The organism is Terriglobia bacterium (genome assembly GCA_035712365.1).
Classification (GTDB): Bacteria; Acidobacteriota; Terriglobia; order UBA7540; family UBA7540; genus SCRD01.
The window spans coordinates 46230-64237 of sequence record DASTAW010000038.1; the positions used below are offsets into that span (position 1 = coordinate 46230).

Consider the following 18008-nt stretch of genomic DNA (forward strand, 5'->3'; position numbering starts at 1 on the left):
CATCGGTGTCTTCGATATCATCACTTCATAATTCAGAATTCACAATTCATAATTTCCGCCCGGCGTCGGTAATTGGTAATTCGTAATTGTGTCGAGGCGAAGCATGAGAACACTACTTCAAGATTTGAAGTATGGCCTGCGCCAGCTTGCGCGGAATCCCGGCTTTACCGCCATTGCTGTGCTGACGCTGGCTCTCGGCATCGGCGCCAACACTGCAATTTTCAGCGCCGTTAACGCGCTGTTTCTTCGCGGCCTTCCGGTGCAGGACCCCGGCCACCTGGTGTCTCTCGGATTCACTCACAAGAAGGACGTAGGTCTAACCCTTTTCTCCTACCCCGATTTCCACGATGTTCAATTGCAGACGGGGCAGTGGGCTGATCTCTTTGCCTACCGCTGGGGGTTTGACGGACTCAGTGACGGCGGGCGCGCGGAGCAGGTTTTAGCCAACTACGTAACCGGCGACTATTTCAACGCGCTGGGAATAAGGCCGGCGATCGGACGTCTGATCCTGCCCTCGGAAGGCCGAGTCCCAGGCTCCGATCCGGTCATCGTGCTGGGGTATTCCTATTGGATGCGCCGGTTCGGGGGCGATCCTTCGATTGTCGGCAGGCAGGTTCGAGTGGATGGACATCCAGTCACGGTTGTAGGAGTCGCGCAGAAGGGCTTCCAGGGACTGCTCAGCGAAGTGGATGTGCAGGCCTACCTGCCCGCGAATATGACGGACACCGAGGGCTTCACCGGTATGCTGACGGACCGCGACGCCCGCGCATTTTTCGTCCTCGGCCGGCTTAGGCCGGGTGTCAGCCTCGATCAGGCCCGGGGGCCAATGCATGCCGTTGCGACGCGCCTTTCCGGGCAATATCCGGATACGGATCTGGGGGCGGACATCTGGGTCCTGCCCCAGCGCGAAGCCGCCGTCAATCCGCTGGCGCGGCCCGGCGATTACCAGCACCAGTTAATCGCGGTGGGACTTTTTCTCGGGCTGGCAATCCTGGTGTTGCTCCTCGCCTCCTTCAACGTGGCGAACCTTCTGCTGGTGCGGGCCACAACCCGCGCGCATGAGATGGCGGTTCGCGCCGCGCTCGGAGCGTCACCGCGCCGGCTGCTGCGCCAGGTGCTTACGGAAAGCGCTCTACTGGCTTTTTTCGGGTGCGGGGCCGGAATCCTGGTGGGCTCCTGGGGCACAACTCTTTTAAGCTCGATTCATTTCACCCTGGCGTTGCCTGTCCATTTGCAGTTTGGAGTTGACTGGAGGGTTTTCGCCTATGCTGTAGGTGTCGCAATGCTGGCGGGAATGGTGGTGGGCCTGGCGCCCGCGTTTCAGGCCGCGCGCTCCAACCCCGGCGATACGCTGCACGAAGGCGGGCGTACGATCGCCGCCGGCCGCCATCGCCTCCGGGGCCTGCTGGTTGCGGCGCAGGTTGGCGGATCGGTTATTCTGCTGGTGGTGGCGGGACTTTTCACGCGCAGCCTTCAAGCGGCCCAGCAGATGGACCTCGGATTCAACCCCTCTCACGTCCTCAACCTGACCATGGACCCGCACCAGGCGGGTTACAGCCAGGAACAGGGGCTGGTGTTCTACAAGAACCTTCTGACGCGCGTGCGCGCTCTGCCCGGCGTTCAGTCTGCCAGCCTCGCATTCCAGTTTCCAACCAGCCAATTCATGGACTACAGCGCCGTCTATGTGGAAGGCCACGCGCCTTCGCCGGGAGAGGCGGCGCCGACGATTTCTGAAAATCACATTTCTCCCGGCTACTTCAAGACCATGGGAATCCCCCTGCTCAGCGGCCGGGAATTTCGTGACACGGACGACGATAAAGCGCCGAACGTCGCCATCATCAGCCAGACCATGGCGCGCCAGTTGTGGCCCAACCAGGACGCGCTGGGAAGAAAGTTTCACATGTCCAGCCAGTCGGGACCTCTGACAAAAGTCATCGGAATTGCGCGCGACTGTAAATATCAAAATCTGCTTGCCAGCGCAGAACCCTACTTCTACGTGCCTCTGGGCCAGAAATATCTTTCGATTGAAACGTTGCAGGTCAGGACCGAGGCCGCTCCGGAATCGATGATCGACGAGGTGGAAGAGCAGATTCACGCGCTGGCGCCGGGTTTGCCGGTAACCCAGGCGCAGACCATGGAGCAGGCGCTTAACAGCGGCTTTGGCGGATTCTACACGTTTCATCTGGCAGTCTGGCTGGCGGGCGCTCTGGGATTATTGGGTTTGCTCCTCGCCGTCATCGGCATCTATGGAGTGATTTCCTACAGCACACGGCAGCGGACGCGTGAGATTGGCATCCGGATGGCGCTTGGCGCGCAGCCCGGCGTCATTTCCCGGGTCGTGCTCAGCCAGGGGTTCGTGATGATCGGCGCTGGCGGTTTGATTGGAATTATCGGCTCGCTCGCTGCGACGCGCGTAATGGCGGGCTTTCTCTACGGTGTCAGGTCCTACGACCCGCTCACTTATCTGGGCGTGGTCTTTCTGATTGCAGTGGTCACCATGATCGCCTGTTACATTCCCGCGCGGAGAGCGGCAAAGGTCGATCCCATGGTGGCCCTTCGCTACGAGTAGCGAAGGGTTTATCCCGCCATGGGTGATTTGCGAGCTAGCGATTGAAAGAGAATTATGAATTATAAATTATGAAGTATGAAATGAAGGGCCGACGTTGGTCGCTCAGACTGCCGTTTTTGCAGTCTGCGGCCTTTGCTTGGGCTAGCGGTGGGAAGAAAACTACGAAGTACAAATTACGAATTACCGGTGCGGAAGTTGCGCGCGTGTCAGTTTCTTCCTTTCATCCTTCATAATTCAGAATTCATAATTTCCGCCCGGCGCTGGTAATTGGTAATTTGTAACTCGTAATTCGTAATTTCAGAAGGGCGAAGCATGAGCACGCTAATCCAGGATTTAAAGTACGGCCTGCGTCAACTGGGAAATAACCCTGGCTACACGGCTGTTGCCATTCTCACCCTTGCCCTTGGCATCGGCGCCAACACGGCCATCTTCACGCTGGTGGACGCGATCATGCTCAAGAGCCTGCCGGTTGCCAATCCCGGGGAGCTCTACCGTGTGGGTACCAGCAACAACTGCTGTGTGCAGGGAGGAATGCAGAATAACTGGGATCTTTACTCCAACGACCTGTACACGCAGCTCCGCGATCATACGCCGGAGTTCAGCCAGATGGCCGCTTTCAAGGCCTCATTGTCGAACCTCAGCGTGCGGCGCCGCGGCGCCTCCGGCGCGGCCGAACCCTACCAGGGCGAACTTGTCTCGGGAAATTATTTCTCGATGTTTGGGCTCAGAGCCTACGCCGGGCGCGCCATTACGCCCGCTGACGACCAGCCGAACGCGCCGCCCGTGGCCGTGATGGACTACCGCACCTGGCAGACGCACTTTGGCTCCGACACTTCGGTGGTCGGCTCGATATTCGTCGTCAATATGGTTCCCTACACCGTGGTGGGGATTGCGCCGCCCGGCTTCTTTGGAGACACGCTGCGTTCTGACCCGCCCGATTTCTGGTTGCCGCTGGCCACGGAGCCGGTCCTGAACGGGCCGAATTCCATCCTGAAAAATCCCGGACTCCATTGGCTCCACGTTATCGGCCGCATGAAGCCGGGCGTCCGGCCGGCGGCGGTGCAAAGCGAAGTCACCACCGAGCTGCAGCGATGGCTTGCCGCACAACCGGACCTCACAGCCTACGAGCGCACTCAACTCAGCAAGCAACATATCGTTATCGGGCCCGGCGGAGAAGGCGTTGCCAGCATGCAGGACCAGGCACACGACGGACTTCGTCTGCTGATGATCATCGCGGGCCTCGTGCTGCTGATTGCCTGTGCCAACATCGCCAACCTGCTTCTGGCCCGCGGCGCCTCGAAGCGGTTTGAGACCGCAGTGCGTGTGGCGCTAGGCGCTCCGCGGCGGCGTCTGGTCCGCCAGATCCTTACTGAAAGCGTGCTGCTGGCCGTTATGGGCGGTGTTGCGGGGTTGTTGGTGGCATACCTCGGCACGCACACTCTGCTGCTGATTGCTTTTCGCGGCGCGCATTATGTCCCCATCAACCCCACGCCCTCGCTCGTCGTGCTGGGGTTCGCCTTTCTGCTTTCGCTGATCACAGGGGTGGTTTTTGGCGCGGCGCCGGCCTGGATCACGACGCATTCCGATCCTGCGGAGGCGTTACGCGGCGCCGGCCGCTCCACTCGCGACCGCTCGTCGCTGCCGCGAAAATCTCTGGTGGTCATCCAGGTGGCGCTCTCCGTCGTGCTGCTGATTGGCGCGGGCCTGCTCACCAAGAGCCTGCGCAACCTTGAAAATCAGAGCTTCGGTTTCGAACCTCAGGGCCGCCTCATCGTGAGAGTCGACCCGGTTCTTGCCGGCTATAAACCCGATCAACTCCACGGGCTCTACCAGCAGCTCGAGAACCAACTTTCCGAGATTCCCGGCGTAAGGTCCATCAGCTATTCGATTTACAGTCCGATGCGAGGCGACAATTGGGGCTTCAGCTTTCACATCCTGGGGCGTCCGCCGGAAGAGCGGGATGGCGCTTCTTTTGACTGCGTTGGCCCGCACTATTTTGAGACCATCGGCACGCGCCTGGTTCGCGGCCGTTTGATCGGCGAGCAGGACACTGCGGCATCGCCCAGGGTTGCCGTCGTCAATCAGGCCTTCGCCAGGAAGTTCTTCCCCAAGCAGGACCCGATCGGGCAGCACTTTGGGATGGGCGGTCCGAGCCACGCCGGGGACATGGAAATCGTTGGCATCGTGGAGGACGCTAAATATCAGAGCGCGCACGAGCCACCCTACCCGACGTACTTCATGCCCTTCTTTCAAATGACAAACGATCCCAAACTGGAGTTCCTCAGGGTTGGGACTGCCTACATTGGCGATATCGAGCTGCACGTCGCCGGCCAGCCGGAGAACCTGGAGAAAGCCATCCGCCGGACGCTGGCAAACATCAATCCCAACCTGACAATCCTCGACATGATGAGCCTCAGCCGGCAGCTCGAGCTCAATTTCAATCAGGAAAACCTGATTGTCTGGCTCACCGAGCTTTTCGGGCTGTTGGCGCTGGTCCTCGCCTGCGTTGGACTTTATGGAGTCACCTCGTATTCGGTGGCGCGCCGAACCAGCGAAATTGGCCTTCGCATGGCCCTTGGGGCGGACCGTGGGAACGTCCTCCGGCTGGTGCTAAGCGGCGCGATGCTCCAGCTCGCACTCGGCCTTGCGGTCGGCATCCCGCTGGCGCTGGCGGGTGGGCGGCTGGTTTCAACCATGTTGTACGGGGTGAAGAGCTATGACGTCTGGATTCTGCTGGTGGCTGCTGTCGTCCTTGCCGCTTGTGCGTTCGTCGCGGCGTACCTTCCCGCGCGGCGGGCGGCCAATGTCGATCCATTGGTGGCGCTGAGATACGAGTAGCGGCGCGTTTATCGCGCCATGGCTGATTTGTGATTTGCGAGCTAGCGATTGAAAAGGAATTATGAATTATAAATTATGAAGTATGAAATAAGGCAACTGGGTGGCTGGCTGCGGAAGAAGGTGGGCGCATCGGTGTCTTCTCTGTCATCCTTCATAGTTCAGAATTCACAATTCATAATTTCCGCCCGGCGCCCGGAATTCGTAACTCGTAATTCGTAATTTGTAATTTTGTCGCCCTGTTTTTGAGACTTTTCAACTTTGAACGCGCGAGCCTGGCGGCGCGCAGGAGGGAATGATGGAAGAAAATGGAATGAGTCTGATCAAGCTGGAAGGGGTGAACAAAGTTTTCCTGACGGAGGAGCTGGAAACGCACGCGCTTTCCGGCGTGCATCTGGATATTCACAAAGGGGAATATGTGTCGATTGCGGGCCCGTCGGGCTGCGGCAAGTCAACTCTGTTGTCGCTGATCGGCCTGCTCGACACTCCCACGGATGGCAAATACTGGCTGAACGGCAAGCCGGTGGAAGAACTCGGCCTGGGCGAACGATCGCGCATCCGCAATCGCGAAGTGGGCTTCATCTTCCAGAGTTTCAACCTGATCGGCGATCTCAACGTGTTTGAAAATGTTGAGCTGCCGCTCACTTATCGCGGCATGCCGTCAGCGGAGCGCAAGCAGCGGGTGCAGGAGGCGCTCGAGCGCGTGGGCATGGCCCACCGGATGAAGCATTATCCCTCCCAACTCTCGGGCGGCCAGCAGCAGCGCGTTGCGGTGGCGAGGGCCCTGGTGGGCGATCCGGCGGTCCTGCTGGCTGACGAGCCGACAGGCAACCTGGATTCGAAAAACGGCGAGGCGGTGATGGACCTGCTGAGCGATCTGCATCGGGCCGGATCGACCATCGTGATGGTGACGCACGATCCGCGATTCGCGCGCCACGCCGGGCGGACAATACATCTGTTTGACGGCCGCATCGTTGATGAAGCCACGGCCGCCGATCTGGCGCTCAACGAAGGGCCACTGTTGGCCTGACCTAATCAGATTAGCGGAGCGAAGTACATAATGATTCAACTCATCAATGTCGAAAAGTCTTTCCCTGTCGGCCCCAGCCGCTACTACGTGCTGCGCCGCATCAATCTGGAGATCCGGCAGGGCGAGTTCCTCACCATCATGGGGCCTTCGGGAGCCGGCAAATCAACGCTGCTCAGCATTCTCGGCATGCTCGACGGCGACTGGACAGGCGAGTACTACCTGCTGGACCAACCCATCCACCGGATGAAAGTTAAGCAGCGCGCCGAAGTGAACAAAAAATACGTCGGCTTTGTTTTCCAGCAGTACCACCTGCTCGACGGCTTGACCGTGGCTGAGAACCTGGATATCCCGCTTTCCTACCGCAATATCAAAAAATCCGAGAGGCAAGCCATGGTTGCGGACACGCTCGACCGTTTCCACATCGTCGGCAAAAAAGATCTTTATCCAACCCAACTCTCAGGCGGACAGCAGCAGCTCGTCGCCGTAGCGCGGGCCGTCATTGCCAGTCCCAAATTGGTCCTTGCTGATGAGCCTACCGGAAACCTTCACTCGAGCCAGGGGAAGGAGATCATGGACCTTTTTAAGAAGCTGAACGACGAGGGCGCCACCATCGTCCAGGTGACCCACAACGAGGCGTGGGCGGCCTACGGCGGCCGCATCATCAATCTTCAGGACGGGTGGATTGGCACCGACTGACTCATTGGCTGATTGAGTGATTGAGCAATTGGCGATTGAACCCGGTTATGAATTCTGAATTATGAAGGATGAAATGAAGGGCCGATGTTGGTAGTGCAGACTGCCGTTTTTTGCAGTCTGCGGCCTCTGCACTTGGGCCAGCAGTGGAAAGAAGAAAATACGAATTACGAGTTACGGTTGCCGAGTCGGCGCGCGTGATGCGGCGCGGTCCCCGGCTTAGCACCCACAACTCACAACGCAGAACTGGTAATGGGTAATTTGTAATTTGAGAAGGTCGAACTATGAGCACGCTAATCCAGGACTTAAAGTACGGCCTGCGCCAACTGGGACGAAATCCCGGCTTCACCGCCGTGGCCGTGTTGACACTGGCCCTGGGTATCGGGGCGAACACGGCGATTTTTTCGGTGATCAACGCTTTATTTCTTCATCCGCCGGGTCTGCCGAACCCGGAACGGGTCGTTGCGGTGCGGGCAAAGTACGACAAGCTGGGCCTGAAAAGCATCGTTATCTCCGCGCCCGATTTCGCCGGAATCCGCGACAGCAAAAAGATCTTTGCCGCCGCTGCCATCGACAACATTTCAGATTTCAACTATACGGCGGGCGACTGGCCCCAGCGCCTCCAGGGAGCCATGGTCTCATGGCAGTGGTTTGACGTTTTCGGCGCAAGGCCCATGCTGGGACGGACTTTCACTCCGGCGGAGGACCAGCCCAACGCAAACCATGAGGTGGTGCTCGCTTATGGAGCGTGGCAGCGATGGTTTGGCGGAGACCGGGGAATCATCGGCCGGACCATTCAGTTGAACCAACAGCCATACAAGATCATTGGCGTGATGGGCCCGGAATTCCGCTGGCCTGATTCGGCGGATTTGTGGACGCCGATTGGGCTCGCTCCTGACGCCTTCAGTCCGAACAACACATTTAATGAAAGCTATTTTACCGTGGCGCGCTTGCAGCCGAATATAACCTTTGCGCAAGCAAGCGCCTATGTTGGCGTACTGGTCAAGCGCGTCGTGGATGATCCCCGTTCGAGCTATGCAAAAGACTCCGGCTGGGGCGTGTTTATTTTGCCGGTGGTGGACTTCATTTACGGCGATCTTCGGACGCCCGTGTTGATCCTGGCGGGCGCGGTGGGGCTTGTGCTCCTGATCGTGTGTGCGAACATTGCCGGCCTGCTGCTGGCCAAAGCAACAGGACGCGGGCGGGAGCTTGCTGTCCGCGCGGCCCTTGGGGCCTCGCGAAGGCGTCTGGTTCGCCAGGCGCTCGCGGAAAGCGCGCTGCTTTCACTGGCGGGAATACTGGCGGGCCTGCTTGTTGCCGGTCTTGGCGTCAGCGCCCTGCTGCTGATTGCCCCCAAGGAACTCGTCGCGGCGGGCAGCTTCCCATTGGACTGGCACGTCCTGATATTCACCGTCGGGCTGGGCGCCGTTGCCGTTTTCTTGTTCGGATTGATGCCCGCCTGGCAGATGTCCAGGGTTGAACCCTACCGGGCGTTGCGAGGGTCTGAGAGAACGACGGCCGGGGGACGCCAGCGCCATCGACTCCGGTCGTTCCTGGTGATTGGAGAGCTGGCGATGGGTCTGGTCCTGCTTGCCGGGACGGGCCTGCTGCTTCAGAGCCTGAAACAAATCCTTACGGTGAATCCCGGCTTCCAGCCGCACGGCGTATTGACTGCCGGGCTTTCACTTCCGGAGAAGCAATACGGCACTAAAGAGAAGCAGTTCGCCTTTTTCCGCAGCGTAATGGACAGCCTTTCACACGCGCCGGGCGTCACGGCAGTAGGCGCGGGCTATCCGGTGCCCTTTACGGGAGGCAATGCATCCGCCTCATTTCAGATTGACGGGCGACCCACCGGCCCGGGCGATCCCGGACCGCATGGCAACATCCGCTTTGTCACAGGCGGATACTTCGCCGCGCTTGGAATCCCCCTGCTCCAGGGCCGTCTTTTCAGTGAAAACGATCGCCTTGGGTCCGAGTCTGTTGCAATCATTGATAAGAATCTGGCGCGAGAATACTGGCCGAACCAGAATCCCATCGGGCAAAAAATCCGGAATGGGCGGCGTGACTCCTGGGCTACGATTGTTGGCATCGTCGGCCACATTCGCTTCACGCAGCTTGCGGGAGAGGAGTCGGGCTCAAACATATCCGAGAGTGCCGGAAAGGGCGTTTACTACTATCCGCTGTTCCAGAAAGAGGCGCCGTACGGATATTTCGTCGTGAAGTCCAGCGGCGGAGCAGCGGCCCAGGCTGATCTGGTCCGTCGCGCCGTCCGGAGCGTGGATGCAAACCAGCCCGTCTCCGACGTAAAAACCATGGACGAGCGGATTGCCTCCTCATTGGCGCCGCAACGCTTCGCCGCCACCTTGCTGGCAGTGTTTGCCGCGCTGGCCGTTCTGCTGGCGGCGATTGGACTTTACGGCCTGATGAGCCACAACGTGGCGCAGAGGACCAGCGAAATCGGCATTCGCATGGCGCTGGGAGCGACCCGCGGCGGAGTGCTCTCCATCTTCGTTAAAGAGGGACTCCGTCTTGCTCTGGCTGGGGTTGCCCTCGGCATAGCCGGAGCGTTTGTGCTGGCTCGGTTTCTCTCGAGCCTGCTCTACGGCGTCACGCCCACCGACCCGCTCACCTTCATCGCCGTTTCACTCATCCTGATTGCCGTGGCCCTCGCGGCGTGCTGCATCCCCGCGCGCCGCGCCGCCAGAGTCGATCCCATGGTGGCGCTGAGATACGAGTAGAGCAGTGGTCAGTGGTCAGGGGTTAGTGATTAGTGAAGACCAATCACTATGCACTAACCACTAATCACTATTTGCCAGGAGGCAAATCATGGGTACGCTAATCCAGGATTTAAAGTACGGCCTGCGTCAACTGGGAAGAAGCCCCGGCTTCACCGCTGTTGCCGTGCTGACGCTGGCGCTTGGCATCGGCGCCAATACAGCCGTTTTCAGCGTGATGAATGCTGTTCTTCTTCGGTACCTGCCGGTTTCCGATCCTCAGCAGCTTGTCTATCTGCACACGGATTCATTTCCATCCGGCGGCTCTGAGACAGGCAATCCCCCAAACACGTTTAACATGCCGAGTTTTGAGCAATTCCGCAACGAGCATCGAGTGTTTCAAAGCCTGGCGGCCTTTGTCCCACTGGCCGTCGGGAAAGTTTCCGTTCGTTCGGGCCAGGAGCCTGAGGCGGCCAGCGTGGACATGGTGAGTGGGAACTTTTTCTCCGGTCTGGGCATCCGGCTGGCACGCGGCCGGGCCTTTACGCCGGAAGATGAAACCGCCCACACCCAGGCAGCCGTGCTCAGCTACGATTACTGGACGCGGCAGTTTGCCCGCGATCCTTCCGCGATTGGCCAGACTATTTACATCAAGTCGGTGCCGTTCACCATCATCGGCATTGCGTCGCACGATTTCACCGGAGTGGAACCGGATGAAACACCCACCGACGTTTGGATTCCTTTCCAATCCCGGCCTGACCTGAAACCCTGGGCGCGCTCCCCCCAGGAGAAGGACGGGTTGTATAGTCCGCCCAACTGGTGGTTTCTGATGATGATCGGTCGGCTGCAACCGGGAATGACGTGGCAACACGCTATCGCCCAGCTTCAGCCCGCGTACAGCCGAACTGCATATGAAGGTATCGGCGAACGCAAAGCGAAAGAGCGGCCCCCTCAACTCTATTTTTCAGCCACGGGCGGAATCCAGAAGCTGCGGGAAAACTATGACAATCCCTTTTTCGTGCTGATGGCGATGGTGGCCATCGTGCTGCTGATCGCCTGCATCAACGTGGCCATGCTGCTGATTGCCAGGAACGCCGCCCGCGAGCGGGAGTTCACCATGCGAGTGGCTCTTGGCGCCAGCCGCAGCCGCCTGTTCCGGCAATTGCTGACGGAGGGCTTGCTGCTGGTGGCTGCCGGAAGCATCTTCGCCTGGATTTTTGCCCTCTGGGCCACACAGGCGCTCGCTGCCTGGTCTGAACTGACCGTCGACGTTGCCCCGGACAGCGCCGTGTTGCTCTTCACTCTATGCGTTGGCCTTCTCACGGCACTTGTGCTGGGGCTCGCTCCGCTGCGGAACGCCTGGCGCGTGCCTTCCGGCCTTGCGCTCAAAGCGGCAGGGACTGTCGCGAATCCTGGGCGCAGCAGATTTCGAGCCGGGCAGGCGATCGTAGCCCTGCAAATCGCACTCTGCCTGGCGTTGCTCGTGGGCGCCGGCCTCATGATCCGAACGCTGCGCAACCTGGAAAATGCAAACCTCGGCTTCCGCCCGTCCGGTTTGCTTATCTTCGGGGTCGCTCCTCCGCAGGGCATCGAGACCGATGCCGAAACACTCCACTTTTGGCAATCGCTGCTCGATCGCATGCGTGTTGTGCCGGGCGTGGAATCCGCAACTCTCACTGGACTCCGCATCGGCTCCGGCTGGAGCAACAACTCGGACGTTCAGGTTGATGGCAGGAACCCGCGTGGGAACGTTGGTTCAATGGTGCGGTGGAATGACGTGGGGCCGGCTTTCTGCCATGTTCTTGGCATTCCGCTCCTCGAGGGCCGCGACTTCACTGACGCCGATTCTGCCACTGCGCCGAAAGTGGTAATCGTCAACAAGACTTTTGCCGAGCGCTATCTTGCCGGAAGAAATCCCATCGGGCACCTGGTCGAAATCGAGAAGGGCCAGCCATTCACCATTGTAGGAGTCGTTACGGACAGCAAGTACGCGGGCGTCCGTGAAAACAGCATACCCATCGCTTACTTCCCGTATACGCAGATGTCGATTGGCGGCACGATGACGGTCGAGTTGCGCGCTGGCAGCAGTCCGCTCGCTCTGTTGCCTGAAGCGCGCCGCACAGTGGCCCAGTTTGGCCCGGACATTCCCCTTCTCCAGCCCATGACCCAGCAGGCGCAGATGGAAGAAGGATATTCCGAGGAACAGATGTTCGCCCGCCTCGCTGCGCTCTTCGGATTGCTCGCGGGGCTTCTGGTGGCGGCAGGACTTTACGGAACGGTCGCTTATAAGGTCAGCCGGCGGACGCAGGAGATCGGCATCCGCATGGCGCTTGGCGCCCAGCGGCCGCAGGTGCTCTGGATGATTGTGCGCGAAAGCATCGTGGTGGCGCTTGTCGGCGTGGCGGTTGGATTGCCGCTTGCGCTTGCGGGGGCCAGGCTGCTGGGCTCGATGCTCTTCGGCGTGAAGCCGACGGACCTGCTGTCGATCATCGCCGCTTTGGCCGGGGTCGCTTTGCTGACGATCGCCGCCAGCCTGGTTCCCGCGCGCCGGGCGGCGAAGGTCGATCCGATGGTGGCATTACGCTACGAGTAGCGGCGCGTTTATCGCGCCATTGATGATTGGTGGTTTGCGATTGGGCGATTGCATAAGATTATAAATTATAAATTATGAAGTATGAAATGAAGGGCCGACGTTGGTAGCGCAGACTGCCGCTCTTGCAGTCTGCGGCCTTTGCACTGTCCGGGGTGAGGTCGATGACCGCGAAGAGGAGCTTGGGCCAGCAGTGGAAAGAAAAAATTACGAATTACAAATTACAAGTTACGGTTGCCGAGTCGGCGCGCGTGATGCGGCGTGGTTCCCGACTCAGCACCCACAACTCATGACGCAGAACTGGTCATTGGTAATTCGTAATCTGTAATTGCAGAAAGGCAAAGCATGAGCACTCTAATTCAGGATTTAAAGTACGGCCTGCGCCAACTGGGACGAAGCCCCGGCTTCACCGCTGTTGCCGTTCTCACGCTGGCGCTCGGCATTGGCGCGACATCCGCAATTTTCAGCGTCGTTTACGGTGTTTTGTTGCGGCCGCTGCCTTATCCAAAGCCTGATCGGCTTGTAAGCATCTCAGAAGTTGCGTCGGATGGTCACCTGATGGGCTTTACGGACCCGAACTTCCGCGACCTGCGCGCCATGAACCGCACCCTTTCGGGCATGGCGCTGTGCAAGGCCCTGCCAGTTACAATTTCAGGTCCCTCCGGACCCTCCAGAGTGTTTGTCGCGCTGGTCAGCGCAGATTTCTTCCGCGTGATGGGAGTTGCTCCCTTCCGGGGCCGCAATTTCTCTGCCGATGAGCTGCGCCAGGGAGGCCGGCCCGCGGCGCTTGTCAGTTACGGGTACTGGCGGCAGGAAATGGGCACCTCGGACGATCTCTCACGTTTCGTGCTCTCGGTCGAACGGCACGCTTTCTCGGTTGTGGGCGTCCTGCCGCGGGGCTTCGACTATCCGGCTAATGCAGACCTGTGGATTCCGGCTGAAAGCTTTGGCGAGGGAAGTTCCAGCCGAACTGCGCACAACTGGTCGGAGGCTGTTGCAAGGCTGCGCGATGGCGTAAACGTTGCGCAGGCGCGCGGAGACCTTTCCGGCCTGGCTGACCGCCTCTACCGGGAATACAAACCCGAGATCGACATGACGAATGTCAGTGTGGAGCCGCTGCGCTCGGCGCTCACCGCCAAGGTACGCCCGGCGCTGCTGATCCTGCTTGCGGCCGTAGGCTTTCTGCTTCTCGTGGCATGCGCCAACGTCGCCAATCTGCTGCTGGCGAGGGCCGCAGCGCGCAGGCGTGAACTCGCGGTTCGGTCGGCCCTGGGCGCGGGTCGTGCCCGCCTGGTAAAACAGTTGTTGACGGAATCATTATTGCTGTCGCTCGCGGGAGGCGCGTTGGGAGTCTTGCTCGCCTTCTGGGGTGTGGAAGCCCTGCTGGCGCTCGCACCGCCCGGCCTGCCGCGAATCGAAAACGTTGCCGTGAACCTGCCCGTGCTGGGCTTCGCTTTGGGAATTTCACTGCTAGTGGCACTGAGCCTCGGCATGATTACGGCCTTGCGAGCCACAGCGGCCGGGCCGCAGGCTGCACTCGCTGAAGGCGGCCGCGGAGCCGCCGGCTCATTCGCGTCTCGACGCCTGGCGCGGACCCTGATCGGCGCCCAAATTGGGATCACGCTGGTGATGCTGGCCGGAGCAGGACTTTTGGGCCGCAGCCTGCTGCGCGTGCTTTCCGTCGATCCCGGCTTCCGCACGTCGAATATTGTGAGCATGGAACTCGAAATTCCGGCTTCACGCGGCTCTTCTTCTTTTACCCTTGCCACATCCCCAACAGGCATGGAGCCGGCCCGCTTTATGGAAACTCTCTTTGACCGGCTGCACGCTCTGCCGGGCGTCGAAGAAGTCGGCGGAGTGTCGAACTTACCCCTTGGGGAAGATGGTGACTGCGCCGATGGCAAGTTTCTGCTGCTCGATCACCAGCCTGATCTCAATTTTGCAAATCCGGAAGACGCTGCGCGCCTTGAGCACCTCTGGTCCACGGCTCCCGGTGCGAGTGCGGACTATTGCGTGGCGAGCGCAGGCTATTTTAAGGCGCTCGGCATCCCTCTGCTCAGCGGCCGCATATTCAACGATGGCGATAACGCCACGGCGGAGCAAGTTGCCGTCGTCAGCCAGTCGCTCGCTCGGGCCACCTGGCCCGGCCGGAATCCTCTGGGCCGCACCATCGAATTCGGCAACATGGATGGCGACTTGCGGTTGCTCACGGTGGTCGGAGTGGTCGGCGATGTTCACTATCGAAGTCTTGAAAAGCCGCCAGAGCCCACGGTGTACGTGGATTACCTCCAACGTCTGCGTGGCGGCCGGGATTTTACCGTGGTGATGCGCTCCAGCGCGCCGCCCCCGGAAATGATTTCGGACTCCCGGCGCATCATCCGCGACCTCGCCTCGAGCGCCGTGCCGCGCTTTGAAACTTTTAGGGCCGTTTTCTCCGCTTCGCTCCAGACTCGTCGGTTCAACCTGACGATGGTCAGCATTTTTGCAATTGCGGCATTGCTGCTGGCGGCCGTCGGCATTTTTGGAATGATGGCCTACTGGGTGTCGCAGCGCACGAAGGAGATTGGCATCCGCATGGCGCTGGGAGCCGAACGCAGAGACGTGCTGAAAATGGTTGTCGGGCAGGGTATCAGGCTGGCATTGATTGGCGTCGCGATTGGGATTGGCGGGGCGCTCGCGCTCACGCGATTCCTGTCCAGCCTGCTTTACGACGTCAAGCCGACCGATCCGCTCACATTCGCCGCCGTGTCGCTGATCCTTGTTGCTGTTGCTTTGCTGGCCTGCTACATCCCCGCCCGCCGCGCGGCCAACGTAGATCCGATGGTGGCGCTGAGATACGAGTAGCGGCGCGTTTATCGCGCCATTGATGATTTGTGGTTTGCGATTGAGCGATCGCAGAAGAATTATGAATTATAGATTATGAAATCAGTCAGCCGGTGTTGGCTAAGGAAGAAGCTCCGTGCGCCTCAGTTTCTTCCTTTCATCCTTCATAATTCAGAATTCATAATTTCCGCCCGGCGTCGGTCATTGGTAATTCGTAATTTGTAATTGCAGAAAGGCAAATCATGGGCGCGCTAATTCAGGATTTAAAGTATGGCCTGCGCATGCTGGCAAAAAGCCCCGGCTTCACCGCCGTCGCCGTGCTGACGCTGGCCCTGGGCATCGGCGCGAACACGGCCATTTTTAGCGTAGTGAACGCCGTCCTGCTTCGTCCTCTGCCCTACCATGACCCGGACCGCCTGGTGATGCTCTGGGAGCGCAGCCCAGCCAAAGGCATTGGCCAGGAGACAGTCACGGGGCCCGACTTCATCGACTGGCGGCAACAGAATCATGTTCTGGCGAGCATCGCATATTGGGCCGGCTTCCCCGGGTCCACGGAATTCAATCTCGTTGGCGCCCAAGGCACCAGAAAAGTTGCAGGTATCTACGCTTCCTCCGCTCTCTTCTCAGTCCTGGGCGTGAAGCCCTTGATGGGTCGAACCTTTCTTCCCGAAGAAGACAACTACCAGGGCAATCGGGTGGCGCTCGTGAGCCATGAGCTTTGGCAAAACCGTTTCGGCAGCGATCCTCATGTGCTGGGGCGCACTCTTACCGTCGACAGCTACGGCCGGCGGAATTACACAATCGTAGGCGTGATGCCGCCGGGCTTCCGTTTCCCTAATCGGTGCGATCTTTGGCTGCCGGCCGGATGGATTGACGTGCATCTCGGCGAGCGGCGGTCCGGGCACTGGTATTGCGTGATTGCGCGCCTTAAGCCGGGTGTAGCGCCTGACCAGGCGCAACCAGAAATGAGCGCGATTCAGGCGCGCATCGCGAAGGAACACCCGATCGATCTCATCGGTGACGCGGTCGCTGTGGTGCCTTTGCTCGACCAGACGATCGGGCAGTCGTTGCGAGCGACTCTGCTGATTTTGTGGGGCGTGGTGGCCTGTATTCTGCTGATTGCCTGCGCGAATCTGGCCAACCTGCTTCTGGCGCGCGGGGCAGGGCGCCAGAAGGAGATTGCCGTTCGGCTGGCGGTTGGCGCAAGCCGCTGGCGCGTGGTCCGTCAGTTGCTGACCGAGAGCATTCTTCTAGCCCTGGGTGGAGGACTCCTGGGCGTTGTTGGTTCAATTTGGGCCTTGCGCCTGCTTGTCGGAATAGCGGGCAGTCAAATCCCACGGCTGCAGGAAGCCAAGATGGATGGCACGTCTCTCGCTTTCACTGTGGGCCTCTGTTTGATAACAGCTCTGCTCTTTGGTCTCGCCCCGGCCTGGCAAATTTCCAAGCCTGATCTGAACAGTACGCTCAAGGAAGCCAACCGAAGCGGAAATGCGCAGCTCGAGCGAAGCCACCTGCGTCCCCTGCTGGTGATACTTGAAGTCGCACTTTCGCTGGTCCTTCTGATGGGCGCGGGATTGATGACCCGAAGTTTTGTCAGCCGTCTGCAAATCGACCGCGGCTTTCAACCGGACCATCTGCTGACGGCCGAACTGGATTTTTCCGTGTCTGGATTCACCACCTGGGTCGAGCTGACCTCGACCCGTCCTCAGGTAACGTTGAAGCAGATCATGGAGCGAATCAGGAATGATCCGGGAGTCGTGTCGGTCGCGGCAGCGAATGAACTCCCACGTGACGTGGACCAGGGGCTGGCGTCTCCCATCGTCATCGAAAATCGTCCTTCCGCCACTTCTGCCGAATATCCTACGGCTGACTTTGCAGGCGTGTCGCCCGATTACTTTCGCACCCTGGGCATTCCGCTTCTCGAAGGAAGGGCCTTCACCGAGGATGACATTTACGAAACGCCCTGGGTCGCCATCATCAATCAAACCATGGCGGGGCGTTATTTCCCCAATCAGAATCCCATCGGCAAGCGGCTGGCGTTAGGGGACCGGAAAAACCCTGGGCAACCGGGTTCCAACGGTCCCGACACACGGCCGCCGTGGAAGGACATCGTCGGTGTCGTTGCCGATACAAAAACCCTTGGCGCGCGCGCGGAAACCATGCCGGAAGTCTATGTCCCTTACTGGCAGTGGCCCATGCAAAGCCCGGCCCTTCTGGTCCGCACGACGAGCAATGCGGCGCTCTCCGCAGCCGCAATCAGCAGCGAAATTAGAGCGGTCAATAAAAACCTGCCTCCACCAGTCATTCAGAGCATGGACGAAATACTGGCCGATTCAGTTGCCCAGCCTCGGTATCAAACCATCCTTCTCGATTTGTTTGGTATTGCCGCACTGGTCCTCGCGGCGGTCGGTGTTTATGGCGTGATTTCCTATTCAGTGGCGCAGCGCACTCACGAAATCGGCATCCGGATGGCGCTCGGGGCAGGGAAGAGTGATGTTCTCAGGATGGTCGCCGGACAGGGTCTGAAGCTGGCGCTGATCGGTGTCGCGATTGGCATTGCCGGCGCGCTTGCACTGACGCGCTTTCTATCGAGCCTGCTCTATGGTGTCAAGCCAACTGATCCGCTCACCTTCGTTGCCGTTTCGCTCATCCTGATTATTGTGGCGCTGCTGGCGTGCTACATCCCCGCCCGCCGCGCGGCCGAGGTCGATCCGATGGTGGCGCTCCGCTACGAGTAGCGGCGCGTTTATCGCG

At 59.7% G+C, this 18008-nt stretch carries 8 protein-coding genes; all 8 read left to right on the forward strand.

Annotated features, from left to right (window positions below; all coding sequences use genetic code 11):
- Nucleotides 1-103 precede the first annotated feature (103 nt).
- The 8 genes from VFQ24_11085 (at nt 104) to VFQ24_11120 (ending at nt 17992) form a co-directional block, all read left to right on the forward strand.
- A complete protein-coding gene (locus VFQ24_11085; GenBank protein HET9178889.1) occupies nt 104-2569 on the forward strand; it encodes an ABC transporter permease in 2466 nt (821 codons plus the stop codon).
- A 312-nt stretch (nt 2570-2881) separates the two neighbouring features.
- Nucleotides 2882-5407, forward strand: coding sequence for an ABC transporter permease (locus VFQ24_11090; GenBank protein ID HET9178890.1), 2526 nt, complete (start codon nt 2882-2884; stop codon nt 5405-5407).
- A gap of 295 nt (nt 5408-5702) precedes the next feature.
- Nucleotides 5703-6434: an ABC transporter ATP-binding protein gene (locus VFQ24_11095; GenBank protein HET9178891.1), complete on the forward strand. Its 732-nt coding sequence runs from the start codon at nt 5703-5705 to the stop codon at nt 6432-6434.
- Between the two features lie 30 nt (nt 6435-6464).
- Complete coding sequence (locus tag VFQ24_11100; GenBank protein HET9178892.1) at nt 6465-7130, forward strand: ABC transporter ATP-binding protein; 666 nt, start codon at nt 6465-6467, stop codon at nt 7128-7130.
- Nucleotides 7131-7411: 281 nt separating this feature from the next.
- Nucleotides 7412-9865 (forward strand): ABC transporter permease, encoded by a 2454-nt coding sequence (locus VFQ24_11105; GenBank protein ID HET9178893.1) that lies wholly within the window; start codon nt 7412-7414, stop codon nt 9863-9865.
- A gap of 88 nt (nt 9866-9953) precedes the next feature.
- Nucleotides 9954-12434 carry an ABC transporter permease gene (locus tag VFQ24_11110; protein HET9178894.1) on the forward strand — a complete coding sequence of 827 codons (2481 nt, stop codon included), beginning with the start codon at nt 9954-9956 and terminating at the stop codon, nt 12432-12434.
- 342 nt (nt 12435-12776) lie between these two features.
- Nucleotides 12777-15275: an ABC transporter permease gene (locus VFQ24_11115; GenBank protein ID HET9178895.1), complete on the forward strand. Its 2499-nt coding sequence runs from the start codon at nt 12777-12779 to the stop codon at nt 15273-15275.
- Between the two features lie 221 nt (nt 15276-15496).
- Entirely contained in the window at nt 15497-17992 is a 2496-nt protein-coding gene (locus tag VFQ24_11120; GenBank protein ID HET9178896.1) for an ABC transporter permease, read from the forward strand.
- The last annotated feature ends 16 nt before the right edge of the window (nt 17993-18008 follow it).

Excerpts from the sequence above, each read along its gene's own strand:
- VFQ24_11110 (HET9178894.1), top strand. The coding sequence starts at position 9,954 with ATGGGTACGCTAATCCAGGATTTAAAGTACGGCCTGCGTCAACTGGGA.
- VFQ24_11090 (HET9178890.1), top strand. The coding sequence starts at position 2,882 with ATGAGCACGCTAATCCAGGATTTAAAGTACGGCCTGCGTCAACTGGGA.
- VFQ24_11120 (HET9178896.1), top strand. The coding sequence starts at position 15,497 with ATGGGCGCGCTAATTCAGGATTTAAAGTATGGCCTGCGCATGCTGGCA.
- VFQ24_11085 (HET9178889.1), top strand. The coding sequence starts at position 104 with ATGAGAACACTACTTCAAGATTTGAAGTATGGCCTGCGCCAGCTTGCG.
- VFQ24_11095 (HET9178891.1), top strand. The coding sequence starts at position 5,703 with ATGGAAGAAAATGGAATGAGTCTGATCAAGCTGGAAGGGGTGAACAAA.
- VFQ24_11105 (HET9178893.1), top strand. The coding sequence starts at position 7,412 with ATGAGCACGCTAATCCAGGACTTAAAGTACGGCCTGCGCCAACTGGGA.
- VFQ24_11100 (HET9178892.1), top strand. The coding sequence starts at position 6,465 with ATGATTCAACTCATCAATGTCGAAAAGTCTTTCCCTGTCGGCCCCAGC.
- VFQ24_11115 (HET9178895.1), top strand. The coding sequence starts at position 12,777 with ATGAGCACTCTAATTCAGGATTTAAAGTACGGCCTGCGCCAACTGGGA.